This is a genomic window from Escherichia sp. E13S3 (assembly GCF_004212325.1).
Lineage (GTDB): Bacteria > Pseudomonadota > Gammaproteobacteria > Enterobacterales > Enterobacteriaceae > Escherichia.
The window spans coordinates 133870-150294 of the sequence record NZ_RHJR01000015.1; the positions used below are offsets into that span (position 1 = coordinate 133870).

Annotated in this window: 14 protein-coding genes; 2 read left to right on the forward strand and 12 right to left on the reverse strand. The window is 51.2% G+C overall.

Annotated elements, in window-relative coordinates; genetic code table 11:
• Positions 1 to 11: 11 nt before the first annotated feature.
• The 5 genes from glnK to cof all read right to left on the reverse strand — a co-directional run bounded on the left by glnK (position 12) and on the right by cof (position 5537).
• Entirely contained in the window at positions 12 to 350 is a 339-nt protein-coding gene (gene glnK, locus D9597_RS15200) for a P-II family nitrogen regulator (RefSeq protein WP_000780338.1), read from the reverse strand.
• A 180-nt stretch (positions 351 to 530) separates the two neighbouring features.
• The gene (locus D9597_RS15205; protein WP_130223209.1) at positions 531 to 2312 is read right to left on the reverse strand and encodes a SmdB family multidrug efflux ABC transporter permease/ATP-binding protein; all 1782 of its coding nucleotides are present in this window, start codon (positions 2310 to 2312) and stop codon (positions 531 to 533) included.
• Positions 2305 to 4077: a SmdA family multidrug ABC transporter permease/ATP-binding protein gene (locus D9597_RS15210; RefSeq protein WP_130223211.1), complete on the reverse strand. Its 1773-nt coding sequence runs from the start codon at positions 4075 to 4077 to the stop codon at positions 2305 to 2307. The genes D9597_RS15205 and D9597_RS15210 overlap by 8 nt, the downstream gene beginning before the upstream one ends.
• Before the next feature lie 29 nt (positions 4078 to 4106).
• On the reverse strand, positions 4107 to 4565 hold the full coding sequence (decR, locus tag D9597_RS15215; RefSeq protein WP_000884589.1) for a DNA-binding transcriptional regulator DecR: 459 nt from the start codon (positions 4563 to 4565) through the stop codon (positions 4107 to 4109).
• Between the two features lie 153 nt (positions 4566 to 4718).
• On the reverse strand, positions 4719 to 5537 hold the full coding sequence (cof, locus tag D9597_RS15220) for an HMP-PP phosphatase (protein WP_130223213.1): 819 nt from the start codon (positions 5535 to 5537) through the stop codon (positions 4719 to 4721).
• Between the two features lie 99 nt (positions 5538 to 5636).
• On the opposite strand from cof, the gene D9597_RS15225 reads away from it, so the two are divergent.
• Positions 5637 to 7337 (forward strand): SgrR family transcriptional regulator, encoded by a 1701-nt coding sequence (locus tag D9597_RS15225; protein WP_130223215.1) that lies wholly within the window; start codon positions 5637 to 5639, stop codon positions 7335 to 7337.
• A gap of 63 nt (positions 7338 to 7400) precedes the next feature.
• A complete protein-coding gene (queC, locus tag D9597_RS15230; RefSeq protein ID WP_130223217.1) occupies positions 7401 to 8096 on the forward strand; it encodes a 7-cyano-7-deazaguanine synthase QueC in 696 nt (231 codons plus the stop codon).
• Positions 8097 to 8147: 51 nt separating this feature from the next.
• Here the strand turns inward: queC and fadM are convergent, their stop codons facing one another.
• The 7 genes from fadM to clpP form a co-directional block, all read right to left on the reverse strand.
• Positions 8148 to 8546, reverse strand: coding sequence for a long-chain acyl-CoA thioesterase FadM (gene fadM, locus D9597_RS15235; protein ID WP_001194534.1), 399 nt, complete (start codon positions 8544 to 8546; stop codon positions 8148 to 8150).
• Positions 8547 to 8639: 93 nt separating this feature from the next.
• Entirely contained in the window at positions 8640 to 9011 is a 372-nt protein-coding gene (locus D9597_RS15240) for a helix-hairpin-helix domain-containing protein (protein WP_130223219.1), read from the reverse strand.
• 150 nt (positions 9012 to 9161) lie between these two features.
• Positions 9162 to 11033 carry a peptidylprolyl isomerase gene (gene ppiD, locus D9597_RS15245; RefSeq protein WP_130223221.1) on the reverse strand — a complete coding sequence of 624 codons (1872 nt, stop codon included), beginning with the start codon at positions 11031 to 11033 and terminating at the stop codon, positions 9162 to 9164.
• 191 nt (positions 11034 to 11224) lie between these two features.
• Entirely contained in the window at positions 11225 to 11515 is a 291-nt protein-coding gene (gene hupB, locus D9597_RS15250) for a nucleoid-associated protein HU-beta (protein ID WP_254892905.1), read from the reverse strand.
• Between the two features lie 190 nt (positions 11516 to 11705).
• Positions 11706 to 14060 carry an endopeptidase La gene (gene lon, locus D9597_RS15255; protein ID WP_130223223.1) on the reverse strand — a complete coding sequence of 785 codons (2355 nt, stop codon included), beginning with the start codon at positions 14058 to 14060 and terminating at the stop codon, positions 11706 to 11708.
• Between the two features lie 187 nt (positions 14061 to 14247).
• The gene (clpX, locus tag D9597_RS15260; RefSeq protein ID WP_000130305.1) at positions 14248 to 15522 is read right to left on the reverse strand and encodes an ATP-dependent protease ATP-binding subunit ClpX; all 1275 of its coding nucleotides are present in this window, start codon (positions 15520 to 15522) and stop codon (positions 14248 to 14250) included.
• A 125-nt stretch (positions 15523 to 15647) separates the two neighbouring features.
• On the reverse strand, positions 15648 to 16271 hold the full coding sequence (clpP, locus tag D9597_RS15265) for an ATP-dependent Clp endopeptidase proteolytic subunit ClpP (protein WP_000122253.1): 624 nt from the start codon (positions 16269 to 16271) through the stop codon (positions 15648 to 15650).
• Positions 16272 to 16425: the final 154 nt, after the last annotated feature.

Sequence of the window (16425 nt, forward strand, 5' to 3'; positions counted from 1 at the left end):
TGTGCCAGAGATTACAGCGCCGCTTCGTCGGCTTCGCCGGTACGAATACGAATGACGCGTTGCAATTCAGCGACGAAGATTTTGCCATCGCCAATTTTTCCGGTGTAAGCCGCCTTACTGACGATATCGATCACTTCATCGAGTTGATCATCAGCAATCGCCACATCAATTTTTACTTTTGGCAGGAAATTGACGCTGTATTCCGCGCCCCTGTACAGCTCAGCATGGCCCTTCTGACGCCCGAAACCTTTCACTTCGGTGACGGTCAGGCCCTGAATACCAATGGAAGATAACGCTTCACGAACGTCTTCCAGCTTGAATGGTTTGATTATCACGGTCACCAGCTTCATAGATCCCCTCCGGTCAGAATTCGGTAATGGTTCTGCTACACGAAGAAGGTATTGCAAGCGGTGTGCCAGAAATGAAAAACGAGAAAGAGAGCAGGAAGTTAAGAAGATTGAAAATAAAAACGCACTATGACAGTGCACAGTGCGTTACATTTTTGCACCACCGATGAAATTATGCGCTAATCAGGCGCTCAGAGATTCATCTTCACGCACGCTGGCTGCCAGCTCTTCGCCCGCAAGTTGCAGTTGATACATCTGCCAGTAGCGCCCCTGGGCGGCCAGCAGTTGCTGGTGAGTACCCTGTTCCACAGCCTGACCACGATGAAGCACCAGAATGGTGTCGGCATCAACAATAGTTGATAAGCGGTGAGCAATCACCACCAGCGTAGTATGTTCACGCACCGCCGCCAGAGCATGTTGAATCGCCTGTTCAGTACCGGAGTCAATGCTGGCGGTTGCCTCATCAAGGATCAGGATTTGCGGCGTCTCCACCAGCACGCGTGCCAGTGCCAGCAGTTGCTTTTGCCCGACTGAGAGATTATTCCCCTGCTCGCCCAGCGGCGTATTAATACCGTCGCTCATGCTACGCGCGAGTTCCGCCAGTTGTACCGTTTCCAGCGCCTGCCAGACGCGCTCTTCGGAAATATCACGTCCCAGCGTCACATTGGCAAGGAAAGTATCCGCCAGCACCACCGGATCTTGCTGCACCATCGCCACGCCCTGACGCAGCGCGCTATGACTGAGCGAACTTAACGGACGTCCATCAAGGCGAATCTCACCTTCTGTTAGTGGGTAATAGCCCATCAGCAAACTTGCCAGGGTACTTTTTCCGCTACCGGTATGCCCCACCAACGCCACAAAGCTGCGCGAAGGAACGGCAAGATTAATATTTTTCAGCACCAGATTGTCATCGCGATAAGCAAATGACACGTTATCGACTTCGATAGTGCCGCTCTGTAACGGGCGATCATCATTGCCATATTGCTGGCGCGGACCGTCCATCAGCTCAAACACACGTTCGCCAGCAACAACAGCCTGTTGCAGCATCGCCTGTTGCGTGGTCAGTTCGATTAAGGGTTCGTTAAGTCGCCCAAGATAGCTGATAAACGCATACAACACGCCCACTTCAATAGTGCCGCTAGCGGAGAAGCCAAACAGCATCAACAAGCCACAAAGAATGAGCGATGAAAACAGACTCAGCAGGGGACGCAGTAAAAAGCCGTCCAGCCGTAGCGTTTGCATTCGCGCCATATAGTGTGAACGGCTGGCTTCGCCCATACGTTCGCCAAATCGCGCCTGCTGGCGGAACTGCTGGATGACGCTCATGCCGTTAATAACTTCGTTAAAGCCGTCGTTGATATCAGCCAGATAGGCGCGTACACGGCGGACAATCGGCGTACTGTAACGCTGGTATATCACCATCACCACCAGCACAACCGGGAATATCATTATCGCTACCAGCGCCATTCGCCAGTCGAGACTGAACATCGCTACCAGCATCGCCCCTACCAGGGCGGCACTACGCAAAACGGTCGCGACCACGGTAACGTAGAGATCGCGGATAACTTCAGTATCATTGGTAACGCGGGAAATCACCTGCCCGACCGGCTGAGTATCAAACTCACTCAACGGTTGGCGCAGTGCCGCATCCATCACGTCGGTACGCAACTGTTGCACTACGCCTACTGCCGCCCGATTAAACAACAGCGACTGCGCGTAATGTAGCCCGGCGGCAAACAGTTGCAGTACGACATATGCCGCTGCCAGCCCGACAACCATTTTCAGCGGTAGATTATTTTTCGCCACCATATTGTCGATAAAGTAACTGACGAGCAGCGGGCAGCTCACTTCTGCCGCCGCTGCCACCCACATCATCAACACTGCGATACCCAGCGGTTTACGCCATGGTGAACCGTAAGCTAACAGGCGCTTCAGAGTCGGCCAGAGTTGGCTAAAACTACGCATCAACGGCCTCCTCATGATTTTCCGGAGCATCGTTGAGCGCCGCTTCCAGTTGTTGATAGCGATACATATCGCGATACCAGCCGCTTTGCTGCGCCAGCACATCATGATCGCCGCGCTGGGCAATATGCCCATGCTGCATCACAATAATTTCACTCGCTTCGGTCAGGGCAGAAAGGCGATGAGCGCTGATAATTACCGTTCTCCCCTGCCCCCACTGGCGCAGGTTATGGAGAATCTGGTATTCCGTGCGACCATCTACCGCCGATAGAGCATCGTCAAGAATGAGGATTTCCGCATTCACCAGCAATGCCCTGGCAATGGAGATTCGCTGTTTTTGCCCGCCGGAAAGCATCACGCCGCGCTCGCCCACTTCTGTGTCGTAACCTTGCGGCAGACGCAAAATATCGTCATGCACGCTGGCTAACCGCGCTACGTGTTCAATCTCTTGCTGGGTGGCATTCGGGCAACCCAGCGCGATGTTATTAGCAACCGTGTCAGAAAAAAGGAACGGTGTCTGGCTAACTACCGCCAGGCGGCTACGCCAGCTGTCGAGTTGCAACTGCGTCAAAGGAATATCATGAAAACGGATATCACCCTCGGTGACATCAAAATGACGTTGAATTAATGACAGCACAGTACTTTTGCCGGAGCCAGTCGGCCCACAAATTCCCAGCATCTGACCCGGTTTCAGCGCAAAACTGATGTTCTCGAGCGCAGGGTGATGTGTTTGAGGATAGGTAAACTGGCGAATATTCACCTCCAGTTCACCACGACCTTCTGGCACTTTATCTTTACCATCGATAACGACTGGCGCTTCGGCCAGCATGGTACGAATTCGGCTATACGCCGCGCTGCCGCGCTCCACAATGTTAAACATCCACGCCAGCGCCAGCATCGGCCAAATCATCAAACCAAGGTACATCATAAAACTGGTGAGCTGGCCCAACGTTAAGCTGCCCTGCACGACCATCCAACTACCACCGCCAATCGCCAATAAATTCGCCATGCCAATCGCGATATAAATGGTCGGATCGAAACGAGCATCAATGCGCGCTACTCGCATGTTTTTCTTACCGGTATCTTCGGCATCTGCGGCGAACAGTGCAGACTGGCGATCCTCCAGACCAAAGGATTTAATCATGCGAATACTGGTCAGACTCTCCTGGGTACGATCGTTAAGGCTGGAAAAGGCGGCTTGTGCCAGCTTAAAGCGTTCATGCAACGCATCGCCATTACGTTTAATCATGATTGCCATCACTGGCATCGGCAACAGCGCTATTAAAGTTAACTGCCAGCTAATCTGCGTTGACATCATTATCAGCACTGCGCAACCCATCACCAGCGAATCCACCAGCGTTAGCACCCCTTCACCGGCGGCAAATACCACACGATCGACGTCATTTGTCGCACGGGCCATAAGGTCGCCCGTGCGATGACGTAGATAAAACTCTGGATGCTGGCGGCTTAGCTGGCGGTAATAGTCTTCACGCAGTTCAACAGCCAGTTGATAAGACGCGCCGAACAGTAGCACGCGCCAGACGTAGCGCAGGAGATAAACCACGACTGCAATCAACACCATGGTGGCGATCCACATCAGGATCTGCCCGGTAGTAAAGTGTTTTTCTGTCACGCCATCGACAACAATACCAACGACTTTTGGCGGGATCAGTTGCAGAATCGCAATAATGACAAGCAAGGCGACAGCCCCGAGATAGCGGCGCCATTCCCGGCGGAAATACCAGCTTAGTTGAGCAAATAATCGCACGCGTTATGTCCTGACCTGATCCTGGAGAATTATTCGATAGGTAACGAGGTAGTGTACTTAATCTGTTCCATCGCGAAGCTGGAAGTGACGTCCGAAAGCCCTGGCACACTGTTAACCAGACGCTTATAAAACTCATCGTAGCGCTTCATATCAGCAACCTGGACCCGCATCAGATAATCGTATTCACCGGCCATGCGCCAGAAACCGAGAACTTCCGGCATTTCCGTGACGACCGTAACAAAGCGACAATACCATTCACTGCTGTGATGCTGCGTTTTAATCAGCACAAAAGCCGTCAGACCCAGGCCAATTTTTTCCGGATCCAGCAACGCGACTTTGCCGATAAGAATACCGTCATCTTCCAACCGTTTCAGACGCTTCCAGCAAGGCGTAGTTGTCAGATTAACGGCTTCTGCCAGTGCCTGCAAAGAAAGGGTGCAATCCTGCTGTAATAAGGCCAGCAGCTTACGGTCAATTTTATCTAACATAGCCAATCCACAGAGAATTATTTTCTCTTTTTATTCTATTTTAAAGGCCAAATAGCGACAATTTATTCCGTGCGATTTCACAGAGAATGCACAAAATGACAAATTCGGGGCAAAAAAAAACCGGGCAGTTGCCCGGTGCTGGAAGGGATCTCGTTATTCGGGGGAATAAGGTAGATGTGGATTATCCAGCCAGTGCGTCAAAAAGTGAGAGACAGCCTGATTACGGCAGTGTCCAATCACCGGTAAATGAGGGAGTTCCGCGCGCAATTGCGGCATCGCATTACCCATAATGAAGCCCTTACCGACGCTGCCTAACATTTCGCGATCATTCATCGCGTCACCAAAGGCCATACAGTCACGCAGCGAAAAACCTAAATGTTGGGTCAGCACCGTCAACGCAGCGCCTTTATTGCAGCCCACCGGCAGCACTTCCAGGCAATCAGTCGCGGAAAAACACAAATGTGCATGCTTACCTAAAGCTTCGTGTAGTTGGATCTGCAAGCGTGCAAGATCGTCGTGATCGCCACAGAAACAGATCTTGGTGACGCTGCCGAGTGGCATTTTTTTGACATCGATTATCTGATAACGAAAACCGCTATAGACAAATGCCTGCAACAGCGCAGGGATCTCTTTCCCGGTAAACCAACCATCGTCATTGAAGATATGCATGCTGGCTCGGGTATCCCATTGCTGATACAGCACCAGCTCCGCCACATCCGCAGGTAAATCATCACGATGTAAAAGTTCGCCTTCCAGAGAGTGCACACGCGTGCCGTTGCCGGTAATTAAATACGCATCCAGCGATAGCGCCCCGAGAATATGCTGCATCTCCAACGCATGACGCCCCGTAGCAAATGTAAGGGTAATATCGCGTTCACGCAGGCGCGCCAGAGTAGAGAGAGTTTTCTCACCTAAATGATGGTCAGGCATCAATAAAGTGCCGTCCATATCAAATGCTGCCAGACGAGCCATTTCTTTCTCCACTCTGTGACACGGTTAATGGTGATTGAGTATCACTTGATATATACGGAAGTAATAGTGAATAGATAAAAAATATTGTTCCGGGTTTATATGCGACTGCTTAATCGTCTTAACCAGTATCAACGTTTGTGGCAACCTTCCGCCGGAGCACCACAATCCGTTACCGTCAGCGAACTGGCAGAACGTTGCTTTTGCAGCGAACGCCATGTACGCACATTGTTACGTCAGGCGCAGGAGGCGGGATGGCTGGAGTGGCAGGCGCAATCCGGGCGCGGAAAACGCGGGCAACTGCGCTTTCTGGTGACGCCGGAATCCTTGCGCAATACGATGATGGAACAGGCGCTGGAAAGTGGAAAACAACAGGATGTGCTGGAACTCGCGCAGCTGGCGCCTGGCGAACTGCGTACCATGTTACAACCGTTTATGGGCGGGCAATGGCAAAACGATACCCCGACATTGCGTATTCCTTATTATCGCCCGCTCGAACCACTGCAACCGGGTTTTTTAGCCGGACGAGCCGAACAGCATCTCGCCGGGCAAATTTTTTCCGGCCTGAGCCGTTTCGACAATAACTCCCAACGCCCAATTGGCGATTTAGCGCATCACTGGGAAACGTCTGCTGACGGGTTACGCTGGGATTTTTATCTTCGCTCAACCTTACACTGGCATAACGGTGATGCAGTAAAAGCAACACAGCTACATCAACGCTTGCTGATGCTGCTACAGTTGCCTGCCCTGAGGCAGTTATTTATTAGCGTGCAGCGTATTGAAGTCCCCCATCCGCAGTGTCTGACCTTCTTTTTACATCGCCCCGATTACTGGCTTGCGCACCGGCTGGCGAGCTATTGCTGCCATCTGGCGCATCCGCAATTCCCACTGGTAGGAACCGGACCTTTCCGCTTAACACAATTCACACCGGAGCTGGTGCGCCTCGAAAGCCATGATTATTACCATTTACGTCATCCGCTACTAAAAGCGGTTGAGTACTGGATAACCCCGCCGCTTTTTGAAAAAGATTTGGGTACGAGTTGTCGGCATCCCGTCCAAATCACCATCGGCAAACCAGAGGAATTGCCACGGGTCAGTCAGGTCAGTAGCGGCATCAGTTTAGGTTTTTGCTATTTAACGTTGCGCAAAAGCCCCCGACTGACTCTCTGGCAGGCACGAAAAGTGATCACCATTATTCATCAATCCGGTTTACTACAAACGTTAGAAGTCGGAGAAAATCTGATCACCGCCAGTCATGCATTGCTGCCTGGCTGGACTATTCCGCAATGGCAAGTACCGGATGAGGTCAAACTACCTGAAACGCTGACGCTGGTTTATCACCTGCCGGTGGAACTTCATGTGATGGCAGAACAGTTACGAACGACGCTGGCAGCAGAAGGTTGCGAGCTAAAGATTATTTTTCATAACGCGAAAAACTGGGATGGAGCCACGCCACTGGCGCAAGCAGACCTCATGATGGGCGACAGATTAATTGGCGAAGCGCCGGAATATACCCTTGAACAGTGGCTGCGCTGCGATCCGCTGTGGCCACATGTTTTTACTGCCAGTACATACGCACATCTACAATCGACACTGGATGCCGTGCAAATAATGCCTGACGAAGAAAGCCGATTTAATGCCCTGAAAACAGTGTTTAGCCAGTTAATGGCAGATGCGACGCTGACGCCGCTATTCAACTATCACTATCGCATTAGTGCGCCGCCAGGCGTGAACGGTGTGCGACTGACACCGCGCGGCTGGTTTGAATTTACCGAGGCCTGGCTACCCGCACCGTCGCAATGAAGAGCTGGCCCGGGTTAACCGCAGGCGTTACCATAACGTTTTATCGATTTAGCAGGATGATTTATGAAACGTGCTGTCGTTGTATTCAGTGGAGGCCAGGATTCCACCACCTGTCTGGTACAGGCATTACAACAATATGATGAAGTCCATTGCGTGACGTTTGATTACGGTCAGCGCCATCGCGCAGAGATCGACGTCGCGCGCGATCTGGCGCTGAAACTGGGCGCACGCGCGCATAAGGTGCTGGATGTCACCCTGCTTAACGAGCTGGCAGTCAGCAGTCTAACGCGTGACAGCATTCCAGTGCCAGATTATGAACCTGAAGCCGATGGCATCCCGAATACGTTTGTTCCAGGGCGTAATATTTTGTTCCTGACGCTCGCGGCGATTTACGCATATCAGGTGAAAGCCGAAGCGGTGATCACCGGCGTCTGCGAAACAGATTTCTCCGGCTACCCAGATTGCCGCGATGAATTTGTGAAAGCACTAAACCATGCCGTCAGTTTGGGCATGGCGAAAGATATTCGTTTTGAAACGCCGCTGATGTGGATTGATAAAGCGGAAACCTGGGCGCTGGCGGATTATTACGGCAAGCTGGATTTAGTGCGTAACGAAACACTGACCTGCTATAACGGCATCAAAGGCGATGGTTGCGGTCATTGTGCTGCATGTAATCTGCGTAGTAATGGGTTGAATCATTATCTGGCCGATAAACCAGCTGTGATGGCGGCGATGAAGCAGAAAACAGGGTTGAAGTAATTATTCCGGGTGTTGCCGGATGCGGCTTGAGCATCCGGCACAACAAAATGTTTACTTAACCATCTGCTCCAGCTTTTCGCGCAGCTCCCCTTCCAGAGCTAAAGCCTTCTGCGTTTTAAGATCGATACAGACAAACGTGATAAGCGCATCCGCGACCACCTGCCCTTCCGGCTCCAGAGTGATGACCTGGCTTAAGATGCCGCTTTTACCGTTTAATTGCTGTAACTGGCTCGTAATGGTTAACAAGTCACTTAATACCGCCGGGCGGCGATAGTTGATATTGATATTCACCACCACGAAAGCGATGTTATGGGCGGTCATCCATTGAAAACTGTCGCTGTTTTCCAGTCCATCCCAGCGGGCTTCTTCGAGAAATTCAAGGTAGCGGGCGTTGTTTACGTGCTGGTAAACGTCGAGATGATATCCACGAACTTTGATTTGTGTTTGCATAGCGCAATAACCTTACGTTGTTGTTATAAGTACAGAGGCCATAACTGGTATGACCTCTTCAGTCTGGCAAAAAATTGCCACTATGCAAATTAATTACAGGGTTAATATCGCCAGATTACGCTCCACCAGCGAATTACCCATCCCCGGCACCTGCTTCAGATCCTCCACCGTTTTAAATGGGCCATACTCTTCGCGATAACTGACAATCGCCTGCGCTTTCTTCAGGCCAACGCCATTCATCGCGCGGGCTAGCTCTTCCGCGCTGGCATTATTAATGCTGACTCTGGTGCCTTCCTCATCACTGGCTTTCGCCGGTACTGCCGCTTTGCTTTGTGCCGCAGGGGCTTCCGCTTTGGTTTCGACCGCCGCAGGTTTCGCCGCAGGAGCTGCCGCCAGCGCACAGTGAGACATTCCGGCACAGGCCAGGGACAGGGTAATGAGCAGTGCTTTGATTCCGTGTTTCATACTGTTTTCTCCTTGTTTGTTAACAGTGGAATCACCTTAACGGCAGTGAAAACAGTAAACAAATGGCAATGTTCAGAAATGGAAAAGGCCGCGAAAGCGACCTTTTCTTGTTACAGCTGCAAAGCATTTTTTTGCGAGGCGGCTTCAGGATTATTGCTGTTCCAGCGCATCGCCAATTTTGATTTTCGCCTCTTTACGCAGGTTACTCATCAGAGCTTCAAAGACGATTTGTGCGTTGTTTTGGGTAATACCCTGCACCATCGCTTCTTTCTGCTCTTCCGGCATTGAACCTTGTTTCACTTCGTCCAGCGCCAGCAGAACGACATTGCCCTGCATATCGGTCGCCATACCGTAGCTCGGTTTGTCTTTCGCTGGCAGAGGCAGTGCAAATGCCGCCAGGCTAATCGGGTCACGACCAGAACGGCTTAAGGTTTTCGGCTCACCAAATTTCACACCGGCAGCCTGCATAGCTTCCACACCTTTGCCCGCTTTCAGATCAACCAGCAGTTTTTCAGCATCGATTTTCGCTTGCTGTTCAGCTTTGTTGTGCTGAACCATTGCTTTAACCTGTTCCTGAACATCTGCCAGCGGTTTAACCGCTTCCGGTTTATGCTCACTGATACGCAGAACGAATGCACGATCGCCGTCTACGGTGATGATGTCAGAGTTGATGCCCGGTGCGCCGTTTTCACCAATCAGACCGCCGTTAAAGATAGCGTCCGCCACCGGTTTGAAGTTTAACTCTTCCGGCAGCTTATCTTTGCTGAACCAGCCAGTCTGAGTAGCTTTAACGCCCGCTGCCTGCTCTGCACCTGCCAGAGATTCAGTGTCGTTGCTTGCTGCATCGCTTATTTTCTGTTGCAGCGCGTAGTATGCATCCAGCGCTTTTTCGTGTTTCACTTTCGCTGCGATGTCGTCACGCACTTCGTCTAACGACTTCACTTTTGCTGGCTGAATGTCATCCAGACGGACGATCAGGAAACCTACCGAAGATTTGATCACGCCAGAAAGCTGACCTTTTTCTTTCAGACCGGCATTTTTCAGCTCGTCCGGAGTGGTGGCGTCTTCTAACCAACCCATATCACCGCCGTTACGGGCAGAGATAATATCGGCAGATTTTTCTTTTGCTAACGCGGCAAAATCACCGCCTTTGTTCAGCGCATCAAGTACGGCTTTCGCTTCATCTTCAGTTTTGGTCTGGATGATGCTGTAGCGCGTGCGCTGTGGCTGGGTGAATTGATCCTGATGCTGATCGTAGTAGCTCTGGATATCCGCATCGCTAACCGATTGCTGCATCGTGGCGGCATCCAGCTTGATGTAGCTCACGCGGAACTGTTCCGGAGTCATGAAATTGTTTTTGTTTTGCTCGTAGTAGCTGGCGATTTCTGCTTCGGTCACAGCTTGCTTAGCCGCCAGCGCATTAACGTCGATAGTCGCTTCACGCACTACACGTTGTTGAGCGACCAGCGCGGCCAGTTCGTCAGTTTCACCTTTCAGCATAAAGTCGGTGCCGGCAACGCCATTAATCAGCTGTTGGGTGGTGAGCTGGTTACGCAGCGCCTGCGCGTACTGATCGGCACTCATTCCCATTCGGTTGAGGATATCGTTGTAGCGGCTGTTATCGAACTTGCCGTCAACCTGGAAAGCCGGGGTCGCGAAAATCGCCTGCTTGACCTGCTCATCGCTGATACCCAGTTTCAGTTCGCGAGCGTACTGATCCAGTAGAGCCTCGTCGATAAGACGATTCAGCACCTGTTGACGCAGGGTTTTCATATAGCCTTCGTTCGCCGCCAACTCGGAGTATTGATCGCCCAGCTGTTGCTGCATGCGATTACGCTCGCTGTTGAAGGCGTTCTCGAACTGCCCACGGCTGATTTCCTGGTCATTCACTTTTGCGGCGTAGTTATTGCCTCCGCCAATCAGGTAACCACTCACGCCGGTCAATATGAACGACACGATAATGATACCGAAAATAATCTTGAGCACGAGACTGTTTGCAGCCGTGCGTAAGCTGTCCATCATGGTGTAACAACACTCCGCTGTAGATGACTGTATACCTCACGCAACTTATCGCTGCGCGCAAAGGCCTATTGTGACAAGAAACGGGGGCAATTGTCAGCCCACAATGCGCAGAAAGTCACGGAATACAAATAAAAAAGGCACATCAGTAGATGCGCCCTTGAACTTCGTCACATCCCCAATGGGGACAACACTTAGTTTACCGCGTCTTTCAGTGCTTTACCTGCACGGAAGCTCGGTACTTTAGCTGCAGCGATGGTGATCTCTTTACCGGTCTGCGGGTTGCGACCAGTACGGGCAGCACGCTCTTTAACGGCAAAAGTACCAAAACCTACCAGTGCTACATCATCCCCTTCTTTCAGGGATTCAGTTACGGAAGCAATAATAGCATCTAACGCACGGCCAGCCGCAGCTTTAGAGATATCAGCCCCTGCAGCAATCTTGTCAATCAATTGAGATTTATTCACTCTTCTCTTCCTCTTTATAATTTATCTCGCACTTGAATCCTTCAAGGTGCGAACGCGCAGCAGTTATATCAGGCCAGCCATCCCCTTACAACACCCCTTAATAAGGGCAAGCCTAATCCGCCCTCTAACTTAACGAGACAAAAAAAGACTGGCAAGTCCGAATTTACCTGCCAGCCCTTTTTTTATTAGTGCATTTTGCGCGAGGTCACTATTTTGCGGTTACAACCTGCATGCCAGACGACTCATTTTGCAACGCGAGAGTCAGAACTTCCTCAATACGTTTCACCGGATGAATGTCCAGATCGGCAATAACATTGTCTGGAATCTCTTCCAGATCGCGTTTATTTTCGTACGGAATTAACACAGTTTTAATTCCACCACGATGCGCCGCCAGCAGTTTTTCTTTCAAACCGCCGATTGGTAACACTTGGCCACGCAAGGTTATCTCGCCCGTCATCGCCACATCGGCGCGAACCGGGTTACCGGTCAGGCAAGAAACCAGCGCAGTGCACATGGCAATACCAGCGCTCGGACCATCTTTCGGCGTCGCACCTTCCGGTACGTGCACGTGGATGTCGCGTTTTTCGTAAAAATCTGGATTGATCCCCAGTTTTTCCGCACGCGCACGAACCACCGTTAACGCCGCCTGAATGGACTCTTGCATCACTTCGCCCAGCGAACCGGTATAAGTGAGTTTACCTTTGCCTGGTACACATGCAGTTTCGATGGTCAGCAAGTCGCCGCCGACTTCTGTCCACGCCAGACCCGTTACCTGACCGACGCGGTTTTCGTTATCCGCGCGACCATAGTCGAAACGTTGTACGCCGAGGTAGTCATGCAGGTTATCGCCGTTAATTTCGATATGTTTTAATGACTTATCGAGAAGTAACTGCTTAACCGCTTTACGGCACAGTTTGGAGATTTCACGCTCCAGACCACGCACGCCTGCCTCACGGGTGTAGTAACGAATAATGCCGATAATGGCGCTATCGTCGACGGTAAGCTCACCTTTTTTCAGCGCATTACGTTCAATCTGCTTCGGCAGCAAGTGACGTTTGGCGATGTTCAGTTTTTCATCTTCGGTATAACCGGAGAGGCGAATCACTTCCATACGATCCAGCAGCGGTGCCGGAATGTTCATGGAGTTCGACGTCGCGACAAACATCACGTCACTCAGGTCGTAATCCACTTCCAGGTAATGGTCGCTGAACGCCACGTTCTGCTCTGGATCCAACACTTCAAGCAGTGCAGAAGCCGGATCGCCACGCATGTCAGAAGACATTTTGTCGATCTCATCGAGCAGGAACAGCGGGTTTTTCACGCCCACTTTCGCCATTTTCTGGATCAATTTACCCGGCATAGAACCGATGTAAGTACGGCGGTGACCACGGATTTCCGCTTCATCACGCACGCCGCCCAGTGCCATACGGACATATTTACGTCCTGTGGCCTTGGCGATGGACTGCCCCAGGGACGTTTTACCTACCCCCGGCGGCCCTACCAGGCAGAGGATCGGCCCCTTGATTTTGTTTACACGGCTTTGAACCGCGAGGTACTCAAGGATACGATCTTTCACGCGCTCCAGACCATAATGATCGGTATCGAGGATTTCTTGCGCCTGACGCAGGTCTTTTTTGACCTTGCTACGCGCATTCCACGGCACCTGTACCATCCAGTCGATATAACCACGCACCACGGTTGCTTCTGCCGACATCGGAGACATCATTTTCAGCTTCTGCAGTTCTGCTTCCGCTTTTTCTTTTGCCTCTTTCGGCATTTTCGCCGCGTCGATTTTGCGCTTCAGGGCTTCGTTTTCGTCCGGCGCGTCGTCCATTTCGCCGAGTTCTTTCTGAATGGCTTTCATCTGCTCGTTCAGATAGTACTCACGCTGGGATTTCTCCATCTGCTTTTTCACGCGGTTACGAATACGTTTCTCAACCTGCAGCAGATCGATTTCCGATTCCATCATCGCCATCAGATATTCCAGACGCTCGTTAACGTCGGACATCTCAAGAACAGACTGTTTGTCAGCCAGTTTCAGCGGCATATGCGCGGCAATGGTATCTGCCAGACGCGCAGGATCGTCGATGCTGTTAAGCGACGTCAGCACTTCTGGTGGGATTTTCTTATTCAGCTTGATGTAGCCTTCGAACTGGCTGATTGCAGTACGCACCAGCACTTCCTGTTCCCGCTCCTCAATGGTCGGCGATTCCAGATACTCCGCCTTCGCAGAAAAGTGTTCGCCATTGTCAGAGAGCGCAGAAATACGCGCGCGCTGTAACCCCTCGACCAGCACTTTGACGGTGCCGTCAGGCAGCTTCAGCATCTGCAATATAGAGGCCACGGTCCCGACGGTGAAAAGATCGTTTACACCCGGCTCATCCGTTGAAGCTTCTTTCTGCGCGACCAGCATAATTTTTTTATCATGGTCCATCGCCGCTTCCAGACAACGGATAGATTTTTCCCGCCCGACAAATAAGGGGATGACCATGTGCGGATAAACCACCACATCGCGCAGCGGCAATACGGGGATTTCAATGCGTTCAGAACGCTCAGGATTCATAGAGCTCTCTCTTAGTTTAATTTCCGCCAGGTAATCAGATGACACGACTGTGCTTCACGCCATCTATTAACATGTACGTCAGTATATGGGGATGTTTCCCCCACATTCAACGTCGAGAATAGAGGAAAAATGAAAGGGGAGATAAAATCCCCCCTTTTTGGTTAACTGACTGTATGCGAATGGTTAATTATTCACCAGATGCCTGTTGCGCTTCCGGCTTACCATAAATCAGCAGCGGTTTGCTCTGGCCATCAATTACCGATTCGTCGATAACCACTTTTTCGACATCTTCCATGGACGGCAGATCGTACATGGTATCGAGCAGTGCGGCTTCTACGATGGAGCGCAGACCACGTGCACCGGTTTTACGCGCCATCGCTTTCTTAGCGATAGCATCCAGCGCCTCGTCACGGAACTCCAGATCAACGCCCTCAAGATTAAACAACGCCTGATATTGCTTGGTCAGGGCATTTTTCGGCTCTTTAAGGATCTGAATCAGGGCTTCTTCGCTCAGTTCATTCAGCGTTGCTACAACTGGCAGACGACCGATGAACTCAGGGATCAGACCAAATTTGATCAGATCTTCCGGTTCTACCTGTGCCAGCAGTTCGCCTTCACTTGCTTTGTCGGACTTCGCTTTTACCGTCGCGCCAAAACCAATGCCGGAGCCGGTTTCTACACGATGGGAAATAACTTTATCCAGACCAGCAAACGCACCACCACAGATAAACAGGATCTTAGAGGTATCTACCTGCAAGAACTCCTGCTGCGGATGCTTACGCCCGCCCTGCGGTGGAACAGCTGCAACTGTACCTTCGATCAGTTTCAACAGTGCCTGCTGTACGCCTTCACCGGAAACGTCACGGGTAATAGACGGGTTGTCAGACTTACGTGAAATCTTGTCAATTTCATCGATGTAGACAATACCGCGCTGCGCTTTCTGTACGTCGTAGTCGCACTTCTGCAACAGCTTCTGAATGATGTTTTCAACGTCTTCGCCCACATAACCGGCTTCGGTCAGTGTAGTCGCATCGGCCATAGTGAACGGAACATCCAGCAGGCGTGCCAGCGTTTCAGCCAGCAGCGTTTTACCGGAACCGGTCGGACCGATCAGTAGAATGTTACTTTTGCCCAACTCGACGCCATTGCTGGTATCGCCATTGCGCAGACGTTTGTAGTGGTTGTATACCGCGACCGCCAGCACTTTTTTCGCCTGTTCCTGACCGATTACGTAATCGTCCAGATGGTTGCGAATTTCATGCGGCGTCGGTAGCGCACTGCGTTCACGATGCGGTGCAACTTCTTTAATCTCTTCGCGAATGATGTCGTTACATAAATCAACACATTCGTCGCAGATATACACGGATGGTCCGGCAATCAGCTTGCGCACTTCATGCTGGCTTTTGCCGCAAAAAGAGCAGTACAACAGTTTGCCTGAGCCATCTTTGCGTTTATCTGTCATGGGTCAAAACCTCTTCTTTGTTCTTTGTGCCGCACACGACGACGCAAATGCCATTCTCAGGCGCAAGTCGCTTATAGCGTTGTGCCGCCCTGGATAAGTATAGCGGCACAGTTGCGCCTCTGGCATCAATTACGATGGGTCAGAATCGAATCGACCAGACCGTATTCCACCGCTTCAGGGGCGGAAAGGAAGCGATCGCGCTCGGTATCTCGTTCAATCTGTTCTAATGATTGACCCGTATGGAGCGCCATAAGTTCATTCATGCGCCCTTTAACTTTCAGAATCTCACGGGCATGAATTTCGATATCGGTCGCCTGGCCCTGATAGCCGCCCAGCGGCTGGTGAATCATCACGCGCGAGTTCGGCAGGCAGAAACGTTTACCTTTTGCCCCTGCGGTCAGCAGGAATGCGCCCATCGAGGCCGCCTGGCCCATACAGATGGTGCTGACATCAGGCTTGATAAACTGCATGGTGTCATAGATAGACATCCCGGCAGTGATCACTCCGCCTGGGGAGTTAATGTACAGATAGATATCTTTTTCTGGGTTTTCCGCTTCCAGGAACAGCATCTGCGCCACAATCAGGTTAGCCATGTGGTCTTCAACCTGGCCAGTCAGAAAAATGACGCGTTCCTTAAGTAGACGAGAATAGATATCAAAAGAGCGCTCACCGCGTGAGGTCTGTTCAATGACCATCGGCACCAGCGCCATATGGGGTGCAAAGTTATCTCGTTCGCCGCTGTATGACATTTCCGTCTCCTGGATAAAATTGAAAAAACCTGCTGTACCGATTGTAACCTTATGGACGGATTATCAGCTAGTCCCTGTGTTATGGGTACGGCATCACCATATTTCAAGCATAACAATCTTTTGTTGTTACGCTAACACCGAAAGAGCGTTTTCG

Excerpts from the sequence above, each read along its gene's own strand:
- glnK (WP_000780338.1), bottom strand. The coding sequence starts at position 350 with ATGAAGCTGGTGACCGTGATAATCAAACCATTCAAGCTGGAAGACGTT.
- D9597_RS15205 (WP_130223209.1), bottom strand. The coding sequence starts at position 2,312 with ATGCGTAGTTTTAGCCAACTCTGGCCGACTCTGAAGCGCCTGTTAGCT.
- decR (WP_000884589.1), bottom strand. The coding sequence starts at position 4,565 with ATGTTAGATAAAATTGACCGTAAGCTGCTGGCCTTATTACAGCAGGAT.
- cof (WP_130223213.1), bottom strand. The coding sequence starts at position 5,537 with ATGGCTCGTCTGGCAGCATTTGATATGGACGGCACTTTATTGATGCCT.
- D9597_RS15225 (WP_130223215.1), top strand. The coding sequence starts at position 5,637 with ATGCGACTGCTTAATCGTCTTAACCAGTATCAACGTTTGTGGCAACCT.
- queC (WP_130223217.1), top strand. The coding sequence starts at position 7,401 with ATGAAACGTGCTGTCGTTGTATTCAGTGGAGGCCAGGATTCCACCACC.
- fadM (WP_001194534.1), bottom strand. The coding sequence starts at position 8,546 with ATGCAAACACAAATCAAAGTTCGTGGATATCATCTCGACGTTTACCAG.
- D9597_RS15240 (WP_130223219.1), bottom strand. The coding sequence starts at position 9,011 with ATGAAACACGGAATCAAAGCACTGCTCATTACCCTGTCCCTGGCCTGT.
- ppiD (WP_130223221.1), bottom strand. The coding sequence starts at position 11,033 with ATGATGGACAGCTTACGCACGGCTGCAAACAGTCTCGTGCTCAAGATT.
- lon (WP_130223223.1), bottom strand. The coding sequence starts at position 14,060 with ATGAATCCTGAGCGTTCTGAACGCATTGAAATCCCCGTATTGCCGCTG.
- clpX (WP_000130305.1), bottom strand. The coding sequence starts at position 15,522 with ATGACAGATAAACGCAAAGATGGCTCAGGCAAACTGTTGTACTGCTCT.
- clpP (WP_000122253.1), bottom strand. The coding sequence starts at position 16,271 with ATGTCATACAGCGGCGAACGAGATAACTTTGCACCCCATATGGCGCTG.